General features: G+C 76.1%; 8 protein-coding genes. 1 reads left to right on the top strand and 7 read right to left on the bottom strand.

Translation table 11 applies throughout. The features are described 5' to 3' along the window. Positions 1-24: 24 nt before the first annotated feature. Together ABD292_RS21460 and ABD292_RS21465 are read right to left on the bottom strand one after the other, a co-directional pair. Positions 25-864, bottom strand: a complete 840-nt coding sequence (locus ABD292_RS21460) for a GNAT family N-acetyltransferase (RefSeq protein WP_344209870.1) — start codon at positions 862-864, stop codon at positions 25-27. After that, entirely contained in the window at positions 861-2,306 is a 1,446-nt protein-coding gene (locus ABD292_RS21465; RefSeq protein ID WP_344209872.1) for an MFS transporter, read from the bottom strand. Before ABD292_RS21465 ends, ABD292_RS21460 begins: the two co-directional genes overlap by 4 nt. Positions 2,307-2,421: 115 nt before the next feature. On the opposite strand from ABD292_RS21465, the gene ABD292_RS21470 reads away from it, so the two are divergent. Further along, entirely contained in the window at positions 2,422-3,027 is a 606-nt protein-coding gene (locus tag ABD292_RS21470) for a TetR/AcrR family transcriptional regulator (protein ID WP_344209874.1), read from the top strand. On the opposite strand, the gene ABD292_RS21475 is transcribed toward ABD292_RS21470, so the two are convergent. From ABD292_RS21475 to ABD292_RS21495, 5 genes are read right to left on the bottom strand one after another with little or no spacing between them, the layout of a single operon-like run. After that, positions 3,028-3,237, bottom strand: coding sequence for an MbtH family protein (locus ABD292_RS21475; protein WP_329584408.1), 210 nt, complete (start codon positions 3,235-3,237; stop codon positions 3,028-3,030). Further along, the gene (locus ABD292_RS21480) at positions 3,234-14,681 is read right to left on the bottom strand and encodes an amino acid adenylation domain-containing protein (protein WP_344209878.1); all 11,448 of its coding nucleotides are present in this window, start codon (positions 14,679-14,681) and stop codon (positions 3,234-3,236) included. The genes ABD292_RS21475 and ABD292_RS21480 overlap by 4 nt, the downstream gene beginning before the upstream one ends. Further along, the gene (locus ABD292_RS21485) at positions 14,678-17,752 is read right to left on the bottom strand and encodes an amino acid adenylation domain-containing protein (RefSeq protein ID WP_344209880.1); all 3,075 of its coding nucleotides are present in this window, start codon (positions 17,750-17,752) and stop codon (positions 14,678-14,680) included. The genes ABD292_RS21480 and ABD292_RS21485 overlap by 4 nt, the downstream gene beginning before the upstream one ends. After that, the gene (locus ABD292_RS21490) at positions 17,749-19,020 is read right to left on the bottom strand and encodes a lysine N(6)-hydroxylase/L-ornithine N(5)-oxygenase family protein (protein WP_344209883.1); all 1,272 of its coding nucleotides are present in this window, start codon (positions 19,018-19,020) and stop codon (positions 17,749-17,751) included. Before ABD292_RS21490 ends, ABD292_RS21485 begins: the two co-directional genes overlap by 4 nt. Continuing rightward, entirely contained in the window at positions 19,014-19,595 is a 582-nt protein-coding gene (locus tag ABD292_RS21495; protein WP_344209886.1) for a GNAT family N-acetyltransferase, read from the bottom strand. The genes ABD292_RS21490 and ABD292_RS21495 overlap by 7 nt, the downstream gene beginning before the upstream one ends. Positions 19,596-19,740: the final 145 nt, after the last annotated feature.

Below are 19,740 nucleotides of genomic sequence, written 5' to 3' on the forward strand. Positions count from 1 at the left end.
ACGCTGACGGCCTCCGGGAGGCCGTCAGTTCTCGTAGCGGGCCCGGCGGGCGACCGCCTCGAACCCGAGGCCGCGGAAGAGCGCGGCCGAGGCCGGGTTGTTCTCGTTGACGTCCAGGAAGACCTCCGTCGCGCCGGCCGCGCGCATCCGGCCGAGCGCGGCGACGGCGAGCGCCCGGGCCAGGCCGCGCCGGCGCCATCCGGGCACCGCGCCGACCTGGATGAGGAAGCCCTCCGCGCACGCGACGAAGCCGGCGGCGGCGCCGTCCGCCGTACGGGCGACCAGGGAGCAGCCGGGCAGGAAGTCGTCGTCCACCAGCCAGTCCACCCACTCCTGGCGGGACCAGCCGGGGAAGCCGGGCCGGTCGGCGAACGACGCGGAGTAGGCCGCGTGGAAGACCTCCTCGGTGGCGGGCGACCACTCCTCGGCGGCCAGCTCAGCCGGCAGCGGGACGTCCGGCAGCGGCAGGGCCAGGTCGCGGCGGAAGACGTCCTCGGCGAACGTCCGCCGGAAGCCGCGGGCGCGGAAGAGCGCGTCGGCCTCGGGCGTCAGCGACTCGACTTCCAGCCGTACGGGGCCCTCGGCCAGCCGGTCCAGCAGGCCGGAGCCGAGCCCCCGCCCCCGGTGGGCCGGGTCGACCAGGCCGGTCACGGCCGTCGCCGGGCCGGCGGGGCGGGCGGCGGCGCAGGCCACGAGCCGGCCGCCGTCGTACGCGCCCACCCCCGGTCCTGCGGCGTACCTGCGTTCCAGGAAGGACGGTGACGTGGTCGCCGGGAGCCCGCCGTCGTGGTCGAGGCAGCGCCGGGCGAGTTCGGCGATCGCCGGCAGGTCGGCGGCGGACAACGGGGCCCACTCGATGGTCACCTTCTGCTCCTTCTCCGGGGGATGGCGATCATTATGCCCGGCACGCGCAGGAGGACGGCGGCGACGAGCACGCCGAGCAGGACGAGGCCGGCGTTGGCCGCGACGGCGACGAGGACGCCGTGCCGGATCGCGCCGGCCGAGACCGCGCCGCCGGTCACCGCGGTGACGATCGCGGACATGATCGGCGTCCCCATGGTGATGCCGACCTGCTGTGACATCGACGCCAGCCCGGTGGCGAGGCCCTGCTGGTGGTCGGGCAGGCCCGCCGTGGCGGTGACCATGAAGCCGACGATGACCAGCATGTTGCCCACGCCGCCCAGGAACGTGGCGGGCAGCAGCAGCGCCAGGGCCGCCGCCGTGTCGCCGAGCAGCAGCAGGGCGGCGGTGCTGACGGCCTGCAGCAGCCCGCCCCCGACCAGTACGGCGATGGTGGAGGTGCGGGCGATGGCCTTCGGCGCGAGCAGGCCGCCGGCCACGGTGCCGAGCCCGAGCACCCCGAAGGAGAGCCCGGCGGCGAGGGCCGAGAAGCCGAGGGTCTTCTGCAGGTAGAGGGTGAGCAGGTACACCAGGGACGTCTCGGTGACGAAGGCGAGCAGCCCGATCAGGTTGCCCCAGGCCACGGTCGGCCTGGCCAGCACCTTCAGCGGGACCAGGGGCTGGGCGGCCCGGCGTTCGACGAGGAGGAAGACGGCGAGCAGGACCGCGCCGGCGAGCAGCCCCGCCACCGCCTGCGGGTGCGTCCAGCCGTGCTCGCCCGCCTGGGTGAGGCCGTAGACGACGCCGAGCAGGCCGAGGGTGACGCTGAGCGCGCCGGGCAGGTCGAGCCGGGGCCGGTCGGCGGGCCGGGACTCGGCGATGACGGCGGGCGCGACGACGAGCACGGCGAGCGCGACGGGCACGTTGACGAAGAACGCCCACCGCCAGGAGAGCACATCCGTGAGCACGCCGCCGAGCACCGCCCCCGCCGTGAACCCGGCGGACATGAGGGCGCCGTTGAGCCCGAGCGCCTTCTGCCGCAGCGGGCCTTCGGGGAAGGACGTGGTCAGCAGGGCCAGCCCGGAGGGGGTGGCGGCGGCGGTCGCGAGCCCCTGGGCGACCCGGGCGGCGATGAGGAGCTCGGGCGTCGGGGCGAGCCCGCCCACGAGGGAGGCCACGCCGAGGAGCGCGAGGCTGCCGAGGAAGATGCGCTTGCGGCCGAGCAGGTCGCCGATGCGGCCGAAGAAGAGGGTGAACCCGGCCGCGCACAGGGCGAAGGCGGTGGCGATCCACTGGAGGCCGCCCAGGGAGAAGCCCAGGTCGTCGCCGATGGCGGGGAGTGCCACGTTCAGGATCGAGAAGTCGACGGCCAGCATGAACTGGGCGACCAGGAGGACCGCGAGGGTGACCCGGTGGCGGCCGGTCAGGAGGCGGGCGGGCGCCGGGACGGCTTGGGTGATGGACATGGGAGAGCCCTCTAAATGGGTCTGGAGTTCCGTTAAGATGAGGGAACAGTAGCACCAGCTACCGCCTTAAGGGAACTCCAGTCCCGATAAGGGTTGAGGGAAGGGAGAGTCCGGCATGTCGGACGATGTCCAGCCGGGTGCCGTCCGGCCTGGTGGGCGTACCGCTCGCGTGCGCGAGGCCGTGCTCCGGGCCGCCGGCGACGTCCTGGCCGAGCGCGGCTTCCACGGGCTCGACCTCGGCGAGGTCGCCCGCGTCGCGGGCGTCGGGAAGACCACCGTCTACCGCCGCTGGGGATCGCCCGGCGCGCTCGCCGCCGACCTGCTCCAGGACATGGCCGAGCACTCGCTCCCCCGCTCCCGCCACGGCGACGTCGGGCGGGACCTGCGCGACAACGCCCGCCTGGTCGTCAGGACCCTCACCGACCCCCGCCAGGGGAGACTGTTCAAGGCGCTGATCGCCGCCGCGCTCTGCGACGAGCAGGCCGCGCGGGCGCTGCACCGCTTCTACGCCGTACGCGTCGAGGAGTGGGCCGGCTGCGTCACCGACGCCGTCGAGCGGGGCGAGCTGCCGCCCGGCACCGACGCGCGCCGGGTGATCGCCGCCGTCTCCGCGCCCCTGTACTACGCGCTGCTCAACACCGGCGAACCCCTCGACGAGGCCGCCGCCGACCGGGCCGCGGCGGCGGCCCTGGCCGCGGCCCGCGCCGGGGCGATGGCCTGATCAGGCGTCCATGGCGCGGGCGAGCCCGGCCGGGCGCATGTCCGTCCAGTGGGTCTCGACGTACTGGAGGCACAGGTCGCGGGCGCCGGGACCGTACACGTCCCGCCAGCCCTCGGGCAGCGGGATCCACGCGGGCCACAGCGCGTGCTGGGCCTCGTCGTTGACCACCACGAGGTAGTCGGTCTCGGGGTCCTCGAACGGGTTGGTCATCGCAGTCGCTCCTTCAGCATGCGGGCCACCTGGGCGAGCGGCCCAGGATCGGCCAGTTGGTAGTGCTCGCAGTCGATGACGTGCTCCTCGACGGCGCCGCCCACGTACGGACGCCAGCGGCCGGGTTCGAGCCCCGAGCCGGCCTTGTCCGCGCCCGCGGTGACGAACAGCAGGTCCCCGTCGTAGAACGGGTGCGGGTCGCCGGTGATGAGCCGCTCGGCGTTGACCGCGACGTCGATCATCGCGCCGATCGTGGTCTCCTCGATCTCGGCCAGCGCCCCTCCCCCGGCCCGCAGGTACCGCACCACGCGCCGCCGGTCGAGCGGCCCGCGGGCGTCGTGCCCGGCCAGGCGGAGCAGGAAGCGCAGGGCGTCCTGCTCGTCGTCGCCGGTCTCCGGCCGTTCGCCGGGCAGCAGCGGGTAGGAGTCGAGCAGCGCCAGCAGGGCCACCTCCTCGCCCTCGCGGCGCAGGCGGGCGGCCATCGCGTGCGCGACGACGCCGCCGAAGGACCAGCCGAGCAGCCGGTACGGCCCCGCCGGCGCCACCGCCCTGACGGCGGCCAGGTAGTCGGCGGCCATCTCGTCCAGGGTGCGCGGCAACGGCTCAGGACCGGCCAGACCGCGCGCCTGGAGCCCGTACACCGGCACGTCCAGCGCCCCCGCCAGGCCCGTGAAGCACCAGGCGAGCCCGAACAGCGGGTGCACGCAGAACAACGGCGGCCCCTCGCCGCCCGTCCTGATGGGCAGCAGCACGTCGAGGGCGTGTCCGGGGCGGTGCGGGGCGCGTACCCGGGCGGCGAGCGCGGCGGGCGTGGGCGCCTCGAACAGCGTCCTGACCGGCAGCCGCACCCCGAACTCGGCGGCGACGGCGGTCATCAGCCGGCCCGCCAGCAGCGAGTGGCCGCCCAGCTCGAAGAAGCCCTCGTCCGGGCCCGGCAGGGGAACGCCGAGCACGTCCGCGAACAGCTCCGCCATCCGCCGCACGTCCACCGCCGGCCCGGCCGTCACCGCCGTGGCGGGCACCGGCGTCCAGTCCGCGCGGGTCACGGGCGGCACGTCCAGCTCGCTCAGGCGGATGCCGGGGGCGCGGGCCACCGTGGCCAGCAGCTCCGCCAGCCCGGCCGCGATCCGCTCCGCCGTGCCCCTGGTGAACAGGTCCGTACGGTACTCGACCGCCCCCTCACCCTCCTCCGCCAGCGACACCGCGAGGTCGAACTTGGCCGTGCCCGTGGCCACCTCCTCGATCTCGGCCGCCGCCTCCCCCAGCGGCCCGAGCGGCCGGCCGGCGGGATGGTAGGCCACCGCCACCTGGAACAGCGGGTGCCAGGCCGGCGACCGGGCCGGCGCGACCGCCTGGACCACCTGGTCGAACGGCACGTCGGCGTGCTCGAACGCGGCCAGGTCGGCGTCGCGGACCCGGGCCAGCAGCTCGGCGAAGGCGGGGTCGCCGCCGGTGTCCACCCGCAGCGCGACCGTGTTGACGAAGAAGCCCACGAGGGCGGCCAGCGCGTCGTCCGGCCGGTTCGCGACGGGCGTGCCCACCGTGACGTCGGTGCCCGCGCCGAGCCCGGTCAGCAGCGCCGCCACGGCGGCGTGCACCACCATGAACATGGTCGCGCCGCCGTCCGCCGCGAGCCGGGCCAGGCCCTCCCTCGTGCCGGGCGGCAGGCGGAACTCCACCACGTCGCCGTCGCCGGTCGCGGCGGCCGGACGGGGCAGGTCGTGCGGGAGCGTCGGGTGTTCGGGGAGCCCGGCGAGGACCCGACGCCAGTACGCGAGCCGGCCCGGGTCGTGGTTCTCGCGTTCCCAGAGGGTGTGGTCGGCGTACTGGACGGGCAGCGGCGCCCAGTCCGGCGCCCGCCCGGCCGCCCGCGCCCGGTAGGCGGCGGTCAGGTCGTCCCACAGCGGGCCGACCGACCACTCGTCCGCCGCGATGTGGTGCAGCAGGACGAGCAGCAGGTGCTCGCCGGGGGCCGTGGCGTGCAGCCAGACCTTGATCGGCGGCTCGCCGTCGAGGCGGAACCGGTGGCCGGGATCCCCCGGCCCGTCCATGACCTGCACCGGCGCCGGGTCGAGGACGACCTGGTACGGCCCCAGCTCGTCCTCGGCGATGACCGTGCGGAGCGCTTCGTGCCTGGCCACGACGTCCCCGACGGCCTCGCGGAGGGCGTCGGCGGACAGCGGGCCGCGCAGCCGTACGGCGAGCGGCACGTTGTAGGCGGCCGACGGTCCGTCGAGCGTGTGGAGGAACCAGAGCCGGCGCTGCGCCGACGACAGCGGCACCCGTTCGCCGCGCGCTCGGGGCCGGATCGCGGGGACAGGGCCGGGGACGCGGGCGAGCCTGGCCGCCAGCCCGGCGACGGTGGGGGCGTCGAACACGTCCCTGACCGTGACCGCCGCGCCCAGCTCGGCCCTGATCCTGCTGATCAGCCGGACCGCGAGCAGCGAGTGGCCGCCGAGGTGGAAGAAGTCGTCGCCGGCCCCGACCCCGGCCACGTCCAGTACCTCCTCGAAGATCGCCGCCAGCCGGCGCTCGACCGGCCCTTCAAGCTCCCGCCGCGCGACCTCGCGACGGATGGCGGCAGGACGGGGGTCCCGGCCGCCGAGACCCACCGCCGGCAGATCGAGGGCGCCGATCGGCGCGGCGGGGGCCGCGGCGACCTGCTCCAGCAGGCGCAGGAGAGCGTCGGTGACGCGCTCGGCCACGTCAGGCGCGAGCCGGTGCTCGACGGCGACCTCCAGCCCGGCCGCCCCGCTCGTCTCGGTGAACGCGAAGGCGAGGTCGAACTTGGGAGCCGGCGGCCCGGGCTCCGGCAGCACCTCCAGCGCGGCCGGCCCGCTCCGCTGGTACGTCACCATGACCTGGAACAGCGGGTTCCCCGCGCCCGAACGGCCGGGGTTGACCGCCTCCACCACCCGCTCGAACGGCGCCCCGGCGTGCTCGAACGCGGCCAGGTCCACCTCGCGCACCCGCTCCAGCAGCTCGGCGAAGGCGGGGTCGCCGCCGGTGTCCACCCGCAGCACGAGGGTGTTGACGAAGCAGCCCACCAGATCGGCCGGCGCGTCGTCCGGCCGCCCGGCGACCGGCGTGCCCAGAGGAATGTCGGTGCCCGCGCCGAGCCTGGTCAGCAGCGCCGCCACGGCGGCGTGCAGCACCATGAACAGGCTCGTGCCCGCGCGGGCGGCGAGCGCGGCGAGCGCGTCCCGCACCCCGGCGGACGCCTGGCGGACGACCGCCCCGCCGGGCCCGGCCGGCGGCAGCGCGAGCCGTTCCGGCAGCGCGGCGAGGACCTTCGTCCAATACGCCAGGTGCTCGGGCAGGGTCGCGTCGAGCCGGTCGCGCTCCCAGAGGGCGTGGTCGGCCACCTGCACGGGCAGCGGCGCGAGGTCCGGCGCACGTCCGGCGGCCCGCGCCCGCAGCGCGGTGTCCAGGTCCGCGAGCAGCGGAGTCACGGACCACTCGTCGCAGGCGATGTGGTGCAGCAGCAGCGTGAGCCGGTCACCGTCCAGCCACACCCGCAGCGGCGGCTCGGCGGCCAGGTCGAAGACGTGCCCGAGGTCCGGCGGCCCGTCCGCGACCTCGGGGTCCGCCGGATCGAGGACCACCTGGTACGGGACGCCGTCCTGCTCGCGGTAGACCGTGCGCAGGACCTCGTGCCGGCGTACCACGTCGCCGAGCGCCGCCCGGAGCACGGACGGCTCCACCGGGCCGGGCAGCCGCACGGCCAGGGGCACGTTGTAGGTCGCCGACGGGCCTTCAAGCGCCCCCAGGAACCAGAGCCTGAGCTGCGCCGACGACAACGGGACCCGCTCCGGCCGCACGGCCGCCACGAGGCCGTCGGCGCGGGCCGGCGGCGAGGCGGCGAGCGCGCCCGCGAGGCCCGCGACCGTGGGCGTGTCGAACAGGGCGCGCAGCGGCAGGTCCGCGCCCAGCCCGCTCCGCACCCGCGCCAGCACCTTGACCGCGAGCAGCGAGTGCCCGCCCAGGTGGAAGAAGTTGTCGTCCACGCCGACACCCTCGACGCCCAGCACGTCGGCGAAGATCGCGCACAGCGCCCGTTCCGCCGGGGTGCGCGGCCCCCGCGACCGCCCGGCGGCGGGGGCGCCGGGAGCGGGCAGCGCCTTCCTGTCCACCTTGCCGTTCACCATGAGCGGCAGCGCGTCGAGCGCCACGAACGCGGCGGGCACCATGTAGTCGGGCAGCCGCGCGGCGACGTGCGCCCGCAGGGTGGCGGGGTCGGTCTCGGCCCCGGTCACGTACGCCACGAGCCGGCGCTCACCCGGCCGGTCCTCGCGGGCGACAACCGCGACCTCGCGGACGCCGGGGCAGCCGGCCAGCACCGACTCCACCTCGCCCGGCTCGATGCGGAAGCCCCGGATCTTGATCTGGCCGTCGGCGCGGCCGGCGAACTCCACCGCGCCGTCGTCGCGCCACCGGGCCAGGTCGCCGGTGCGGTACATGCGGGTGCCGGGCGGCCCGTACGGGTCGGGCACGAAGCGCTCACTCGTCAGGGCGGGCCGGTCGAGGTAGCCGCGGGCGAGGCCCGCGCCCGCCACGTACAGCTCGCCGATGACGCCGGGCGGCGCGGGACGAAGCGCGCGGTCCAGGACGTAGACGCGTTTGCCCACGTCAGGGTGGCCGATGGGCACGGTCGTGAGGGCGTCGAGGTCACCGTCGGCGGGCCAGAGGGTGGAGTTCACCATGGCCTCGGTCGGCCCGTAGGCGTCGATGACGCGGTGCCGGCCGGCCCAGCGGCGTACCAGCTCGGGCGTCACCGTCTCGGTGCCGACCAGCAGCGTCGATCCCTCCGGCAGCGTGCACTCGGCGGGCAGGGCCGACAGCAGCGCGGGCGGCAGCGCCAGGTGGGTGACGGCGTGGCGGGTGGCGTACTCGGTCAGCTCGGGGCCGGCGATGCGCCGCTCGGCGGGCACGACGACGAGCGTCGCGCCGGTGCACAGCGCCATGGTCAGCTCCCAGAACGCCACGTCGAAGGAGATCGAGGCGAACTGCAGGACCCGGCTGCCCGGGCCGACACCGAACCGGCGCACGGCGGTGTCCACCAGCGCCCGCACCCCGGCGTGCTCCAGCACCACCCCCTTGGGGCGGCCGGTCGAGCCGGAGGTGTAGATCACGTAGACGGGGTGGCGGGGCAGCGGCCGGACCGGCGGCCCGGCGGGGGCGGGCGGGTCGTCCATGAGCAGGGGCGTCATGGGCACCCGCCCAGCGGTCTCGCGGGTGGCGAGCAGCAGGACGGGCCGCGCGTCGTCCAGCATCGCGGCGATCCGCCCGGCGGGCTGCGCCGGGTCGATCGGCAGGTACGCGGCCCCGGCCTTGGCCACCGCCAGCACGCCGACCACCATCCGCGGGTCGCGCGGCAGCGCCACGGCCACGAGGCGTTCGGGGCCCGCGCCGGCGGCGGCGAGCGAGGCGGCCAGGCGGTCCGCCCGCGCGTCCAGCTCCGCGTACGTCAGCGACTCCGACTCGCACCGGACCGCGACCGCGTCCGGCGTCGCCCTGACCTGGGCCTCGAACAGCTCGGGCAGGGTCAGGAACGGCTCGGCGGAGCCGGTGTCGTTCCAGGTGGTGAGCACGGTCTCCAGCTCGGCGGGGGCGAGGAGCGGGTATTCGCTCAGCCGTCTCCCCGGATCCGCGGTCACCGCGTCGAGCAGGCGGAGCAGGTGCGCGGCGTACCGTCCGGCCGCCCCGCCCCGGTGCTCGACCAGCACGTCCAGGTCGGTCGCGCCCGGTCGTTCGGTGAAGGTGACGGAGAGGTCGAACTTGGCCGGTCCGGGCGGCGCGGGCTCCTCCTCGGCGGCGAATCCGGGGAGCGACCCGGTGGCCGGGTGGTAGGCCACGGCCACCTGGAACAGCGGGTCGCCGTCGCCGCGTTCGGGGTTGACCGCCTCCACGACCTGGTCGAAGGGGACGTCGGCGTGCTCGAACGCGGCCAGGTCGGCGGCCCGCACCCGCGCCAGCAGCTCGGCGAACGTGGGATCGCCGCCGGTGTCCACCCGCAGCACGACGGTGTTGACGAAGAAGCCGATGAGGCCGGTCAGCGCCTCGTCCGTGCGGCCCGCGACGGCCGCGCCCACCGGGACGTCGGTGCCCGCGCCGAGCCTGGTCAGCAGGGCCGCCACGACCGCGTGGGCCGCCATGAACATGGTCGTCCCGGTACGACGGGCCAGCTCCCGCAGGGGCGCGGCGGGGCGCGAGGCGGTGGCGGTGACGTCCCCGCCGGTCCACGCGGGCAGCTCCAGGCGTCCGGGCAGGTCGGCGAGCGCGCCGGTCCAGTGGGCGAGCTGCCGGTCGGCGAGGCCGCCGGCGAGCAGGTCACGCTGCCACAGGGCGTAGTCGGCGTACTGGACGGGCAGCGGCGTCCAGTCCGGCGCACGGCCCTCGGCGCGGGCCCGGTAGGCGGTGGCGAGGTCGTCCCAGAGCGGGCCGACCGACCACTCGTCGGCGGCGAGGTGGTGGAGCAGCACCGTGAGCCGGTCGCCGTCCAGCCACACCCGCAGCGGCGGCTCGGCCGTCAGGTCGAAGACGTGCCCGAGGTCGGCGGGCCCGTCCGTGACGGGCGGGTCCACCCGGTCCAGCACGATCTGGTACGGCTCGCCGTCCTCCTCCCCGAACACGGTCCGCAGCGCCTCGTGCCGCTCCATCAGGTCGCCGACCGCCCGGCGGAGCACCGCCGGGTCCAGCGGCTCGCACAGGCGCAGGACGAGCGGCACGGTGTAGGCGTCGGACGGTCCGTGCAGCCGGTCCAGGAACCACAACCGCCGCTGCGCCGCCGCCAACGGCACCCGCTCGGGCCGCTCCCGCACCACCAACGGCGGCGTCCCGCCTGCCGGCGAGGGCCGGGCGCGCCCGTCCGAGAAGGCGGCGGAGCGGGCGGTCGGGAGGGCGAGGCGAGCAGCCAGGCCGGCCGGGGTCGGGGCGGCGAAGACGTCGGCGAGCGCCGCCTCCGCACCCGTGACGGCCCTGATCCGCGCGGCCAGCCGCCCGGCGAGCAGCGAGTGCCCGCCCAGCAGGAAGAAGTCGTCGCCCGCGCCCACCTCGCGGACCCCGAGCACCTCGCCGAACAGCCGGCACAGCACGCGCTCGGCCTCCGTACGCGGCTCAGCCGCGCCGGGCGTGCCGGGCAGGCCGCGCACGGCGGGCGCCCGCATGGGGGCGACGGAAAGCTCGGCGACCGGCCGCTCGGGCCGGAGCGCCGCCTGCCGGACGATCTCCGCCAGCCGCGCCCCGAGCCCTTCGGCGGTGGCGGCGTCGAACAGGTCCGTGCGGTACTCCACCTGCCCCCCGCCCGGCCCGAGCACGAACGTCAGGTCGAACTTGGACACGCCAGGCCCGCCGACCTCCTCGACCGGCAGCCCCGGGTCGCGCTCGTACGCGATCATCACCTGGAACAGCGGATGCCTGCCGGGCACGCGCACCGGCCGCAGCTCCTCCACCAGCAGGTCGAAGGGCGTCTCCGCGTGGTCGAACGCGGCCAGGTCGACGGACCGCACCCGATCGAGCAGCCCGGCGAACGTGACCTCGCCGCCGGTGTCCACCCGCAGCACGACGGTGTTGACGAAGAGCCCCACCAGGTCGTTCAGCGCCTCGTCCGCCCGCCCCGCGACCGGCGTGCCGAGCACGATGTCGGTGCCGGCGCCGAGCCGGGTCAGCAGCGCCGCCACCGCCGCGTGCAGCACCATGAACGGCGTGCACCCGTGCCGCCCCGCCAGCTCGTCGATCGCGTCGAGCGGCAGGTCGAAGGCGATCGTCGCGCCGCGTCTGCCGGGCTCGTCGGGAAAGGGCCGGTCCACGGGCAGCGGCAGCTCGGGCGGCAGGCCGTCGAGCGCGCCCCGCCAGTACGCCAGCTCCTTCGCCGGCCGCCCCGCCGAATCGTCCCGATCGCCCAGCAGCTCGCGCTGCCACAGGGCGTAGTCGGCGTACTGGACGGGCAGCGGCGCCCAGTCCGGCGCGCGGCCCTCGGCGCGGGCCCGGTAGGCGGCGGTCAGGTCGGCGACCAGCGGGCGCAGCGACAGCTCGTCCCCGGCGATGTGGTGCAGCAGCACGGTCAGCCGGTCGCCGTCCAGCCACGCCCGCAGCGGCGGCTCGGCGGCCAGGTCGAAGACGTGCCCGAGGTCGGCGGGCCCGGTCTCGACGCGGACGTCCGCCCGCTCCAGCACGATCTGGTACGGCTCGCCGTCCTCCTCCCCGAACACCGTCCGCAGCACCTCGTGCCGCTCCACCACGTCCGCCAGCGCGAGCTCCAGCGCGGCGACGTCGATCGGCACGTCGGGCGGGCCGTCCAGCCGCAGCGCGAAGGGCATGTTGTAGGTGGCCGAGCCGCCCTCCAGCCGGTGCTGGAGCCACAGGCCGCGCTGGGCGTGCGAGGCCGGCACCCGTTCCGGGCGCGGGCGCGCTACCAGCGGCGGGCGCGCGGCGGCCACGCCGAGCCGGCCGCTCAGCTCGGCGACGGTCGGCGCGTCGAACAGCGTGCGGACGCCGGCCGCCGCGCCGAGCTCGCTCCGGAGCCGGCTCACCAGCCGGGCGGCGAGCAGCGAGTGGCCGCCCAGCTCGAAGAAGTCGTCGTCGGCGCCGACCCGGTCCACGCCCAGCACCTCGGCGAACAGCGCGCACAGCCGCTCCTCCAGCGGGCCGCGCGGCGCACGTCCCGCCGCCCGCGTCCCGGCGGGATCGGGGAGGGCGCGCCGGTCCACCTTGCCGTTGGGCAGCAGCGGCAGCTCGGCGAGCCGGACGACCGCCGAGGGCACCAGCGGCCGGGGCAGCACGCCCCGCAGGTACGCGCGCACCTCGTCCTCGCTCGCCCGGCCGCGTACGTAGGCGACGAGCCGCGGCCCGCCCGCGCCGTCCGCGCGCACCGCGACGGCGGCCTCCTCGACGCCGGGGCAGCCGGCCAGCGCGGCCTCCACCTCGCCGGGCTCGATCCGGAACCCGCGGATCTTCACCTGGTCGTCGGCCCGCCCGGCGAACTCCAGCCGGCCCTCCCGCCACCGCGCGAGGTCGCCGGTGCGGTACATGCGCGCGCCTGGCGGCCCGTACGGGCAGGGCACGAAGCGTTCGGCGGTCAGCCCGGGCCGCCCCAGGTAGCCGCGGGCCAGCCCGGCCCCCGCCAGGTACAGCTCGCCGGTCACGCCGGGCGGCGCCGGGCGCAGCATCGGGTCGAGCACCAGCGCGCGGACGCCGGGCACGGGGCCCGCGGTGCCGTCCTGCCTGCGCACGTAGGCGTCCACCGTGCACTCGGTCGGGCCGTACAGGTCCCTGGCGATCACCCCCGGCAGCGCGCCGAGCCGCCGCCAGAGCGGGCCGGGCACCGCCTCGCCGCCGACCGCGACCACGGCGGGCCGGTGCGGGCCGTCCTCCAGCGCGGTGACGAGCGAGGCCAGGTACGACGGCGTCACGTCCACGTAGTCGATCCGGTGCTCGGCCAGGTAGCCGGCGAGCAGCTCGGGATCCTGGTACGTGGCGTCGTCCAGCACGTGCAGCTCGTGCCCGGCGAGCATCCACAGCAGCGGGTCCACCGAGGCGTCGAACGAGAACGACGCGCTGTGCGCGACCCGCAGCCGCCGCCTGCCGGTGGCGGCGACCGCCGCCGCGACGGTGTCGGCCTCGTGCGCGGCCAGCAGGTTGGCGACGGCTCCGTGCGGCACCACGACGCCCTTGGGGCGGCCGGTGGAGCCGGAGGTGTAGATCACGTACGCGGGATTTTCCGGCCGGGCGGCTTCGCGGCGAGCGGTTCCCGGTGCCGGGTCGTCGGCCAGGACGATCCTGGCGTCCCCAGCGAGGGGCAGGCCGGGCGCGGTCGCGGAGTCGGTGACCACGACGGCGGCCCGCGCGTCGCCGAGCATGAGCGCGATCCGGTCCGCCGGATAGCCGGGATCGACCGGCAGGTACGCCGCGCCGGACCGCCAGACCGCCAGGATGGCCGCGACCAGGTCGAGGCCACGCGGCAACGCCAGGGCGACGACGTCCTCGGGGCCCACGCAGAGCGCCCCGGCCAGCCGGTCGGCCCGCGCGGCCAGCTCGGCGTAGGTGAGGGCGTTCCCTGCGGCGTCCACCACGGCGGTCGCGTCCGGCGTGGCCGCGCAGCGCTCGGCGAAGGCGTCGGCCGGGGTACGGGCGGGGTACGGGCCGGCCGTGCCCGTCTGCGCGCCGAGCACCTGGGCGCGTTCGGTCTCGTCCAGCAGGTCGATCAGGCCGATCGGGCGCTCGGGTGCGGCGGCCAGCCGTTCCAGCGCGCGGACCGTCCGGTCCAGCGTTCGCCGGGCCTCGGCGGCGCTCACCCGGCCTTCCCGGTACGCCAGCTCCAGCCGCAGCCGCTCGCCCGGGCGGGCGCAGAGCGTGATCGGGTAGTGGGTGGCGTCGCGCTCCTCGACGCTTTCGACCAGCGGGCCGACGGGGCCCGCCGGATGGTTCTCGAACAGCACCAGCGTGTCGAACAGCTCGCCTCTCCCCGCAAGCGTCTGGATCTCGGCCAGCCCGAGATGCTGGTGGTCGGCGAGCCGGGCGTGGGCGTCGCGGAGCCGGGCGAGGCAGGCGGTGACCGGCTCCTGTGCGCGCAGCCGGACCCGTACCGGCAGGGTGTTGATGAACAGGCCGATCATGCGGTCGGCGGCGGGCAGCTCGGGCGGCCGGCCGGAGACCGTGGTGCCGAACACCACGTCGTCCCGGCCGGTGAGCACGCCCAGCACGAGCGCCCACGCGGTCTGCACGACCATGCTCATGGTGACGCCGGATCCGCGGGCCAGCGCGGCGAGCCGCCCGGTCAGATCGGCGCTCAGCTCGGTCACGACCTCGCGGGCCGCGCCGATGTCGCCCACCCCGGGGGCCACCAGGGTGGGCTCCCCGAGCCCCGCCAGGTGCTCCCGCCAGGCGTCACGCGCCGCCGCGACGTCCCGTCCGCCCAGCCAGGCCAGGTAGTCCTGGTACGGCGGCGCGGGCGGCGGCTCGGCCCCCGCGTACAGCTCGAACAGCTCGCGCAGCGCCAGGTTCAGCGACCAGCCGTCCAGCACCAGGTGGTGGTTGGCGACGAGCAGCAGGTGCCGGTCCGGGGCCTGCTTGACCAGCGTGAACCGCAGCAGCGGCGGCGACTGCAGGTCGAACGGCGTCCGCCGGTCCCGCTCCACGACCTCGGCCGCCGAGCCGCCGCCGGTCAGGTCCGCCTCCTGCCAGCGGAGCGCGGCGCGGGCCGCGACGACCTGCACCGGCCGGCCGTTCCGCCGGCTGCGGAAGGCCGCGCGCAGCGGGTCGTGGCGGGCCAGCAGGCGCTCGGCCGCGCCCCGCAGGGCCGCCGCGTCGAGCGGGCCGCGCAGTTCTACGGTGGTGTGGACGGTGTACGGGTCGTCCTCGCCGTGCAGGGCGTGGAAGAACAGGCCCTCCTGGAGAGGGGTGAGCGGCCAGACGTCCTTGATCTTCTTGGCCTCGGGGCCGGTCACGCCAGTGTCTCCTCGAACTCGTCAAGCTCGGCCTGGTCGAGCGCGACCAGGAAGGCGCCGGCCGGCGCGGTGGCGCGCAGCTCGTCGAGCCACCGCCCGGACAGCTCACGGACGGCGGGCTCGGCCAGCACGCGGGACGCCCACGTCCAGGTGGACTCCAGCCGCGCGCCGTCCGGGCCCTCGGCCACGAACGCGTCCACGGTCAGGACGTGCGCGAGCGGCAGGCCGGGGTCGGCCAGGTCCAGGAAGCTCTCCGGCTCCAGGACCATCCCCCAGTCGCCCGGCTCCTCGGGGAAGCGGCCCAGGAAGTTGACGCAGACCGCCGGTCTGGTCAGGCGGGCCAGGCGCGGGCCGGCGTCCTGGTCGAGGTGGCGGAGCAGGCCGTAACCGACGCCCTTGCCGGGCACCTCGCGCAGCCGGGCGGAGACCCGGGCGAGCGCGTCGGCCCCGCCTGCCGGTCCGGGGTCCAGGCGGACCGGCCAGATGGCGGTGAACCAGCCCACGGTGCGCGACAGGTCCGCGCCGGGCACCAGGTCCTCGCGGCCGTGCGCCTCGACGTCGAACAGGACCTCGCGGCCGCCCGGCAGGCCGTGGCTTTGACGGTGCCCGGCGACGGCCAGCGCGAGCGCGGCGAGCGCCCGGTCGAGCGTGACGTCCAGCGGGGCGCTCACGCTGAGCCGGGCGGCGGTCGCGGCGGTGTCCCGCGCCGGGTCGAGCCGCCAGGGCTCCTCGGCGGTGAGGGTGTCCGTCCAGTACGGCAGCTCGGCGCGGCGGTCCAGGGCGGGCAGGGCGCGGGCCCACGTCCTGAAGGAGGTGGAGCGGGTGAGGGGCGTCGTGGCGGCGTACGCCTGCGCCAGGTCCTCGGCCAGGATCCGCCAGGAGACGCCGTCCACGACGAGGTGGTGCGCGACCAGGTGCAGCCGGTCTTCTTCGGGGGCGCGGTGCCGTACGGCGCGCAGCATCACGCCGTCGCGCGGTGCCAGGGCGGCGCGGGCCGCCGCGAGCGCCTGCGGCAGGAGGGCGTCGTCCGTGACCTCGCGCAGCAGGCCATCAGCGGGCGCGGCGCCGGGCGGCGGCACGTGCAGGCCGGTGCCGGTGAGGCGGGCGCGGAGCAGGTCGTGGTGGTCCAGCAGGTCGCGCAGGGCCCGGATCAGGCGGTCACGGTCCACGTCGCGGGGCAGGCGCAGGGTGATCGACTGGGCGAAGTGCTCGGCGGTCGCGCCGTCGCCGCGTTCGCGCAGCCAGTTCATGATCGGGGTGGCGGGCACGTCGCCGAGCGCCGCCTCCGGAGGCTCGGCCGCGCCCTCCGGCACGGCGGCGGCCAGGGCGCGGGCGGTGCCGAGTTCGAGCACCTGGCGGGCGGTGATGGCCAGCCCGGCGCGACGGGCCCGGCCGACGAGGTGCAGCGCGAGAATGCTGTCGCCGCCGAGCGCGAAGAAGTCATCCGTGGGCCGCACATCGGGCAACCGCAACACCTCCGCGACAAGCGCGGCCAGCAGCCCCTCGGCGCTCTCCCCCGCAGCGCCCGCTCCCGCGCCGCTCTCCCCAGCGGCGCGTTGCCTCGCGGCCCCCTCTTCCCCGGCGCCCTCTCCTGCGGAGCTTTCCCTCTCTGCGCCCGCTCTCGCCACCACGTCCCCCGCCGGAGACGGGAGGGCGCGGCGGTCGAGCTTGCCGTTGGCCGTCAGTGGGACCGACGCCAGGGGGACGAAGACGGCGGGCACCATGGGGCCGGGCAGACGGGCGGCGGCGTGGGCGCGCAGCGCGTCCGGGTCCACGGCCGCCCCCTCGGCCGGCACCACGTGCCCGGTCAGCAGGGTGACGCCCGGACGCACCTCATGGGCGGTCACCACGGCCTGCCGCACGTCGGGATGGGCGTTCAGGACGGCCTCGACCTCGCCGGGCTCGACCCGGAAGCCGCGGATCTTGATCTGGTCGTCGGCGCGGCCCGCGTACTCGACGACCCCGTCAGGGCGGCGGCGGGCGAGGTCGCCGGTCCGGTACATCCGGCTGCCGGGCGGCCCGTACGGATCGGGCACGAACCTCCCGGCGGTCAGCCCCGGCCGCCCCAGGTAGCCGCGGGCCAGTTGCACGCCGGCGAGATAGAGCTCACCGGCCGCCGCCGGCCGCAGGTCGCGGTCCAGCACGTGGACGGCGGTGTTCCAGACCGGGCGGCCGATCGGCACCGGCCCGTCCTCCCCCGGCCGGCACGCCCAGTACGTGACGTCCACGGCCGCCTCGGTCGGTCCGTACAGGTTGTGCAGCCCGCACCCCGGCAGCGCCGCGTGGAACTCGGCGGCCAGCCCGGCGGGCAGCTCCTCGCCGCTGCAGATCACCCGCCGCAGCCCGGTGCAGCGCGCCGCGTCCGGGTCGGCCAGGAACGCGCGCAGCATCGACGGCACGAAGTGCACGGTCGTGACCCGTTCCCGCCGGATCAGCCCGGCCAGGTACGCCGCGTCGCGGTGCCCGCCCGGCTCGGCCACCACGAGCGTGGCCCCGGCGATCAGCGGCCAGAAGAACTCCCACACCGACACGTCGAACCCGGCCGGCGTCTTCTGGAGCACCCGGTCCTCGGCGGTGAGTCCGTACTCGGCCTGCATCCAGCGCAGCCGGTTGACGATGGCCTCGTGGGCGATCACGACCCCCTTGGGCCGGCCGGTGGAGCCGGAGGTGTAGATCACGTACGCGGGGTTGCGCGGATCGACGGGCGTGGCCGGCTCGCGCCGCCCGCCCGGTTCGAGCTCCACCTCGCGCAGCGTGACCACGGGCGCGGCGTCGGCCAGCATGGACGCGGTCCGCCCGGTCGGCTGCTCGGGGTCCACCGGCAGGTACGCGGCCCCGGTCTTCAGCACCGCGACCAGCGCCACGACCAGCTCGGCCGAACGCGGCAGCGCGACCGCGACCACGCGCTCGGGTCCCGCGCCCCGCTCCCGGAGCCGGGCGGCCAGCGCGGAGGCGGCCGCGTCCAGTTCGGCGTAGGTGAGCATGCGGTCGCGGAAGCGCAGCGCGGGCCGCCCGGGGGTGGCGGCGGCCTGCTCGTCGATGAGCCCGGCCAGAGTGAGCGGGCGGGTCATCGAGCGGGCTCCAGGACCGGCGAGGCGAGCGAGTCGGCGATCTCGCCGGCCCGTACGGCCGTCGTGGACAGCAGCGTGGCGGTCAGCCCGTGGGTGTGCTCGGTCGCGCCCTGGAGGTAGATGCCGCAGGTCAGCTCGGGCGTGGTGCGTACCCGGTGGTCGCGGCCGACCAGCAGCGCGCCGTCGTCGTCGCGCAGGCAGTAGGGCCCGGCGGCGCCGAGCAGGTCGAGCGGGTCCACGGGCCGGTAGCCGGTGGCGTAGACGACCACGTCGGCGCGCAGCGCCTCGACCTCGCCGCTGACCAGCGACCTGACGTGCACGCTCACCTCGCCGGGGCGGGTCTCCAGGCCGACGGCGCGCGACAGGTTCATGATCCGCAGCCGCTCGACGCCGGCGACCTTCTCCCGGTACGTCCGCCCGAACAGCTCCTTCAGCAGGTCGAGGTCCACGACGGAGTAGTTGGTGTTGGCGTGGTAGTCCAGGATCATGCGCTTGACCTCGTGCGGCGCGTCGTAGAAGTGGTCCACGGCGGCGGGGTCGAAGACGCTGTTGGCGAAGGGGCTGTCGTCGGCGGGGCTGTAGCCGTACCGGGAGAAGACCGCGCAGATCTGGGCGGAGGGGAAGCGGCTGTGCAGGTGCTCGGTCACCTCGGCGGCGCTCTGGCCGGCCCCGACGACCACGAACCTGCGCGGCCGGTCGTCCGGCAGCTCCGCCAGCCGGTGCATCAGCTCCTGGCTGTGCCACACCCGCTCGCCGGCGACGACGCCGGGCGGCAGCACGGGCTGGAGGCCGGCGGCGAGCACGACGTTGCGCGCCCGGTAGGTGGTCAGCTCGCCATGCTGGGCCACGATGTCGAGGTGGGTGACCGTGCCGCCGTCCGTGACGGGCCGGATGGTGACGGCCTCGGCCCCGTAGACGACCTGGTGCTCGAAGCGGGCCGCGACCCATTCGAGGTAGTCGTGGAACTCCAGGCGGGTCGGGTACATCGTCTTCTGGTTGATGAAGTCGGCCAGCCGGCCCTTGGCGTGCAGGTAGCTGACGAAGCTGTGAGGGCTCGCCGGGTTCCGCATCGTGACCAGGTCCTTGAGGAAGGACACCTGCATGGTCGCGCCGTCGATCAGCATGCCGCGGTGCCAGCCGAACGACGGCTGCCGCTCCAGGAAGACGGCGGACGGCGCGGGCGTGCGCGACTCGGCGAGCGCGACGGCCAGGGCGAGGTTGGAGGGGCCGAAGCCGATTCCGACGAGGTCGTAGGCCGGGGTCACCACTGAGGAAGGTCCTCCTGAGCACGCGGGTACACCATCAGCGCCGCCGTCTTGTGCGGCATCGTCACCTCTCCCACGCGGACGAACCCGGCCGCGGTGAAGGCCCGGACGGAGGGCTCGTTGCGGACGTTCGGCTCGGCGACGACGCGGGTGCAGCGCTCGTCGGCCGCCAGCAGGCCCTCGGCGACCGCGCGCAGCAGCCGGCGGCCGACGCCGTGGCCGAGGTCGCGCTCGTCGCCGATCGCGACGTGCACGCCGAGGTCGTGCGGCCGGTACGGGTACAGCGGCGCCAGCCGGTCCCGCAGCACCCGGTACAGCTCCAGGTAGGCGACCGGTTCGCGGTCCCGGTAGGCCAGGCACGGCCGGGAGTGCCGCCCCGCCGCCTGGCGGGCGATCTCGTCGGCCCATCGCTCGTACGGCCAGGCCTGGTCCCAGGGGCCGGCCACGTGCGGCCGGTTCATCCAGTCGTGGACCACGGCGACGCCGTCGGCGCCGGGCTCGATCGGGGCCACCCGCCATCCGCCGGTCAGCGAGGGGATCGGCGGGGCGCCGACCTCCTCCTCCACATGCACGTCCACACACCCTCCAAGTTAGGTTTGCCTTACCTAAGCTCACGGCCACGCACAACACATCACGGATGAAGTGCGACCGTCAAGACGCGGCGAAGGTGGATTCCGTGTCGCTTCCCGGCCAGAGCCGACATCTCCCCTCTTCAGGCCACGA

The sequence above is a fragment of the Nonomuraea bangladeshensis genome, assembly GCF_039529455.1.
Classification (GTDB): domain Bacteria; phylum Actinomycetota; class Actinomycetes; order Streptosporangiales; family Streptosporangiaceae; genus Nonomuraea; species Nonomuraea bangladeshensis.

Coding starts and splice junctions, on each gene's coding strand:
- ABD292_RS21465 (WP_344209872.1), bottom strand. CDS start 2,306: ATGTCCATCACCCAAGCCGTCCCGGCGCCCGCCCGCCTCCTGACCGGC.
- ABD292_RS21470 (WP_344209874.1), top strand. CDS start 2,422: ATGTCGGACGATGTCCAGCCGGGTGCCGTCCGGCCTGGTGGGCGTACC.
- ABD292_RS21475 (WP_329584408.1), bottom strand. CDS start 3,237: ATGACCAACCCGTTCGAGGACCCCGAGACCGACTACCTCGTGGTGGTC.
- ABD292_RS21485 (WP_344209880.1), bottom strand. CDS start 17,752: ATGACCCGCCCGCTCACTCTGGCCGGGCTCATCGACGAGCAGGCCGCC.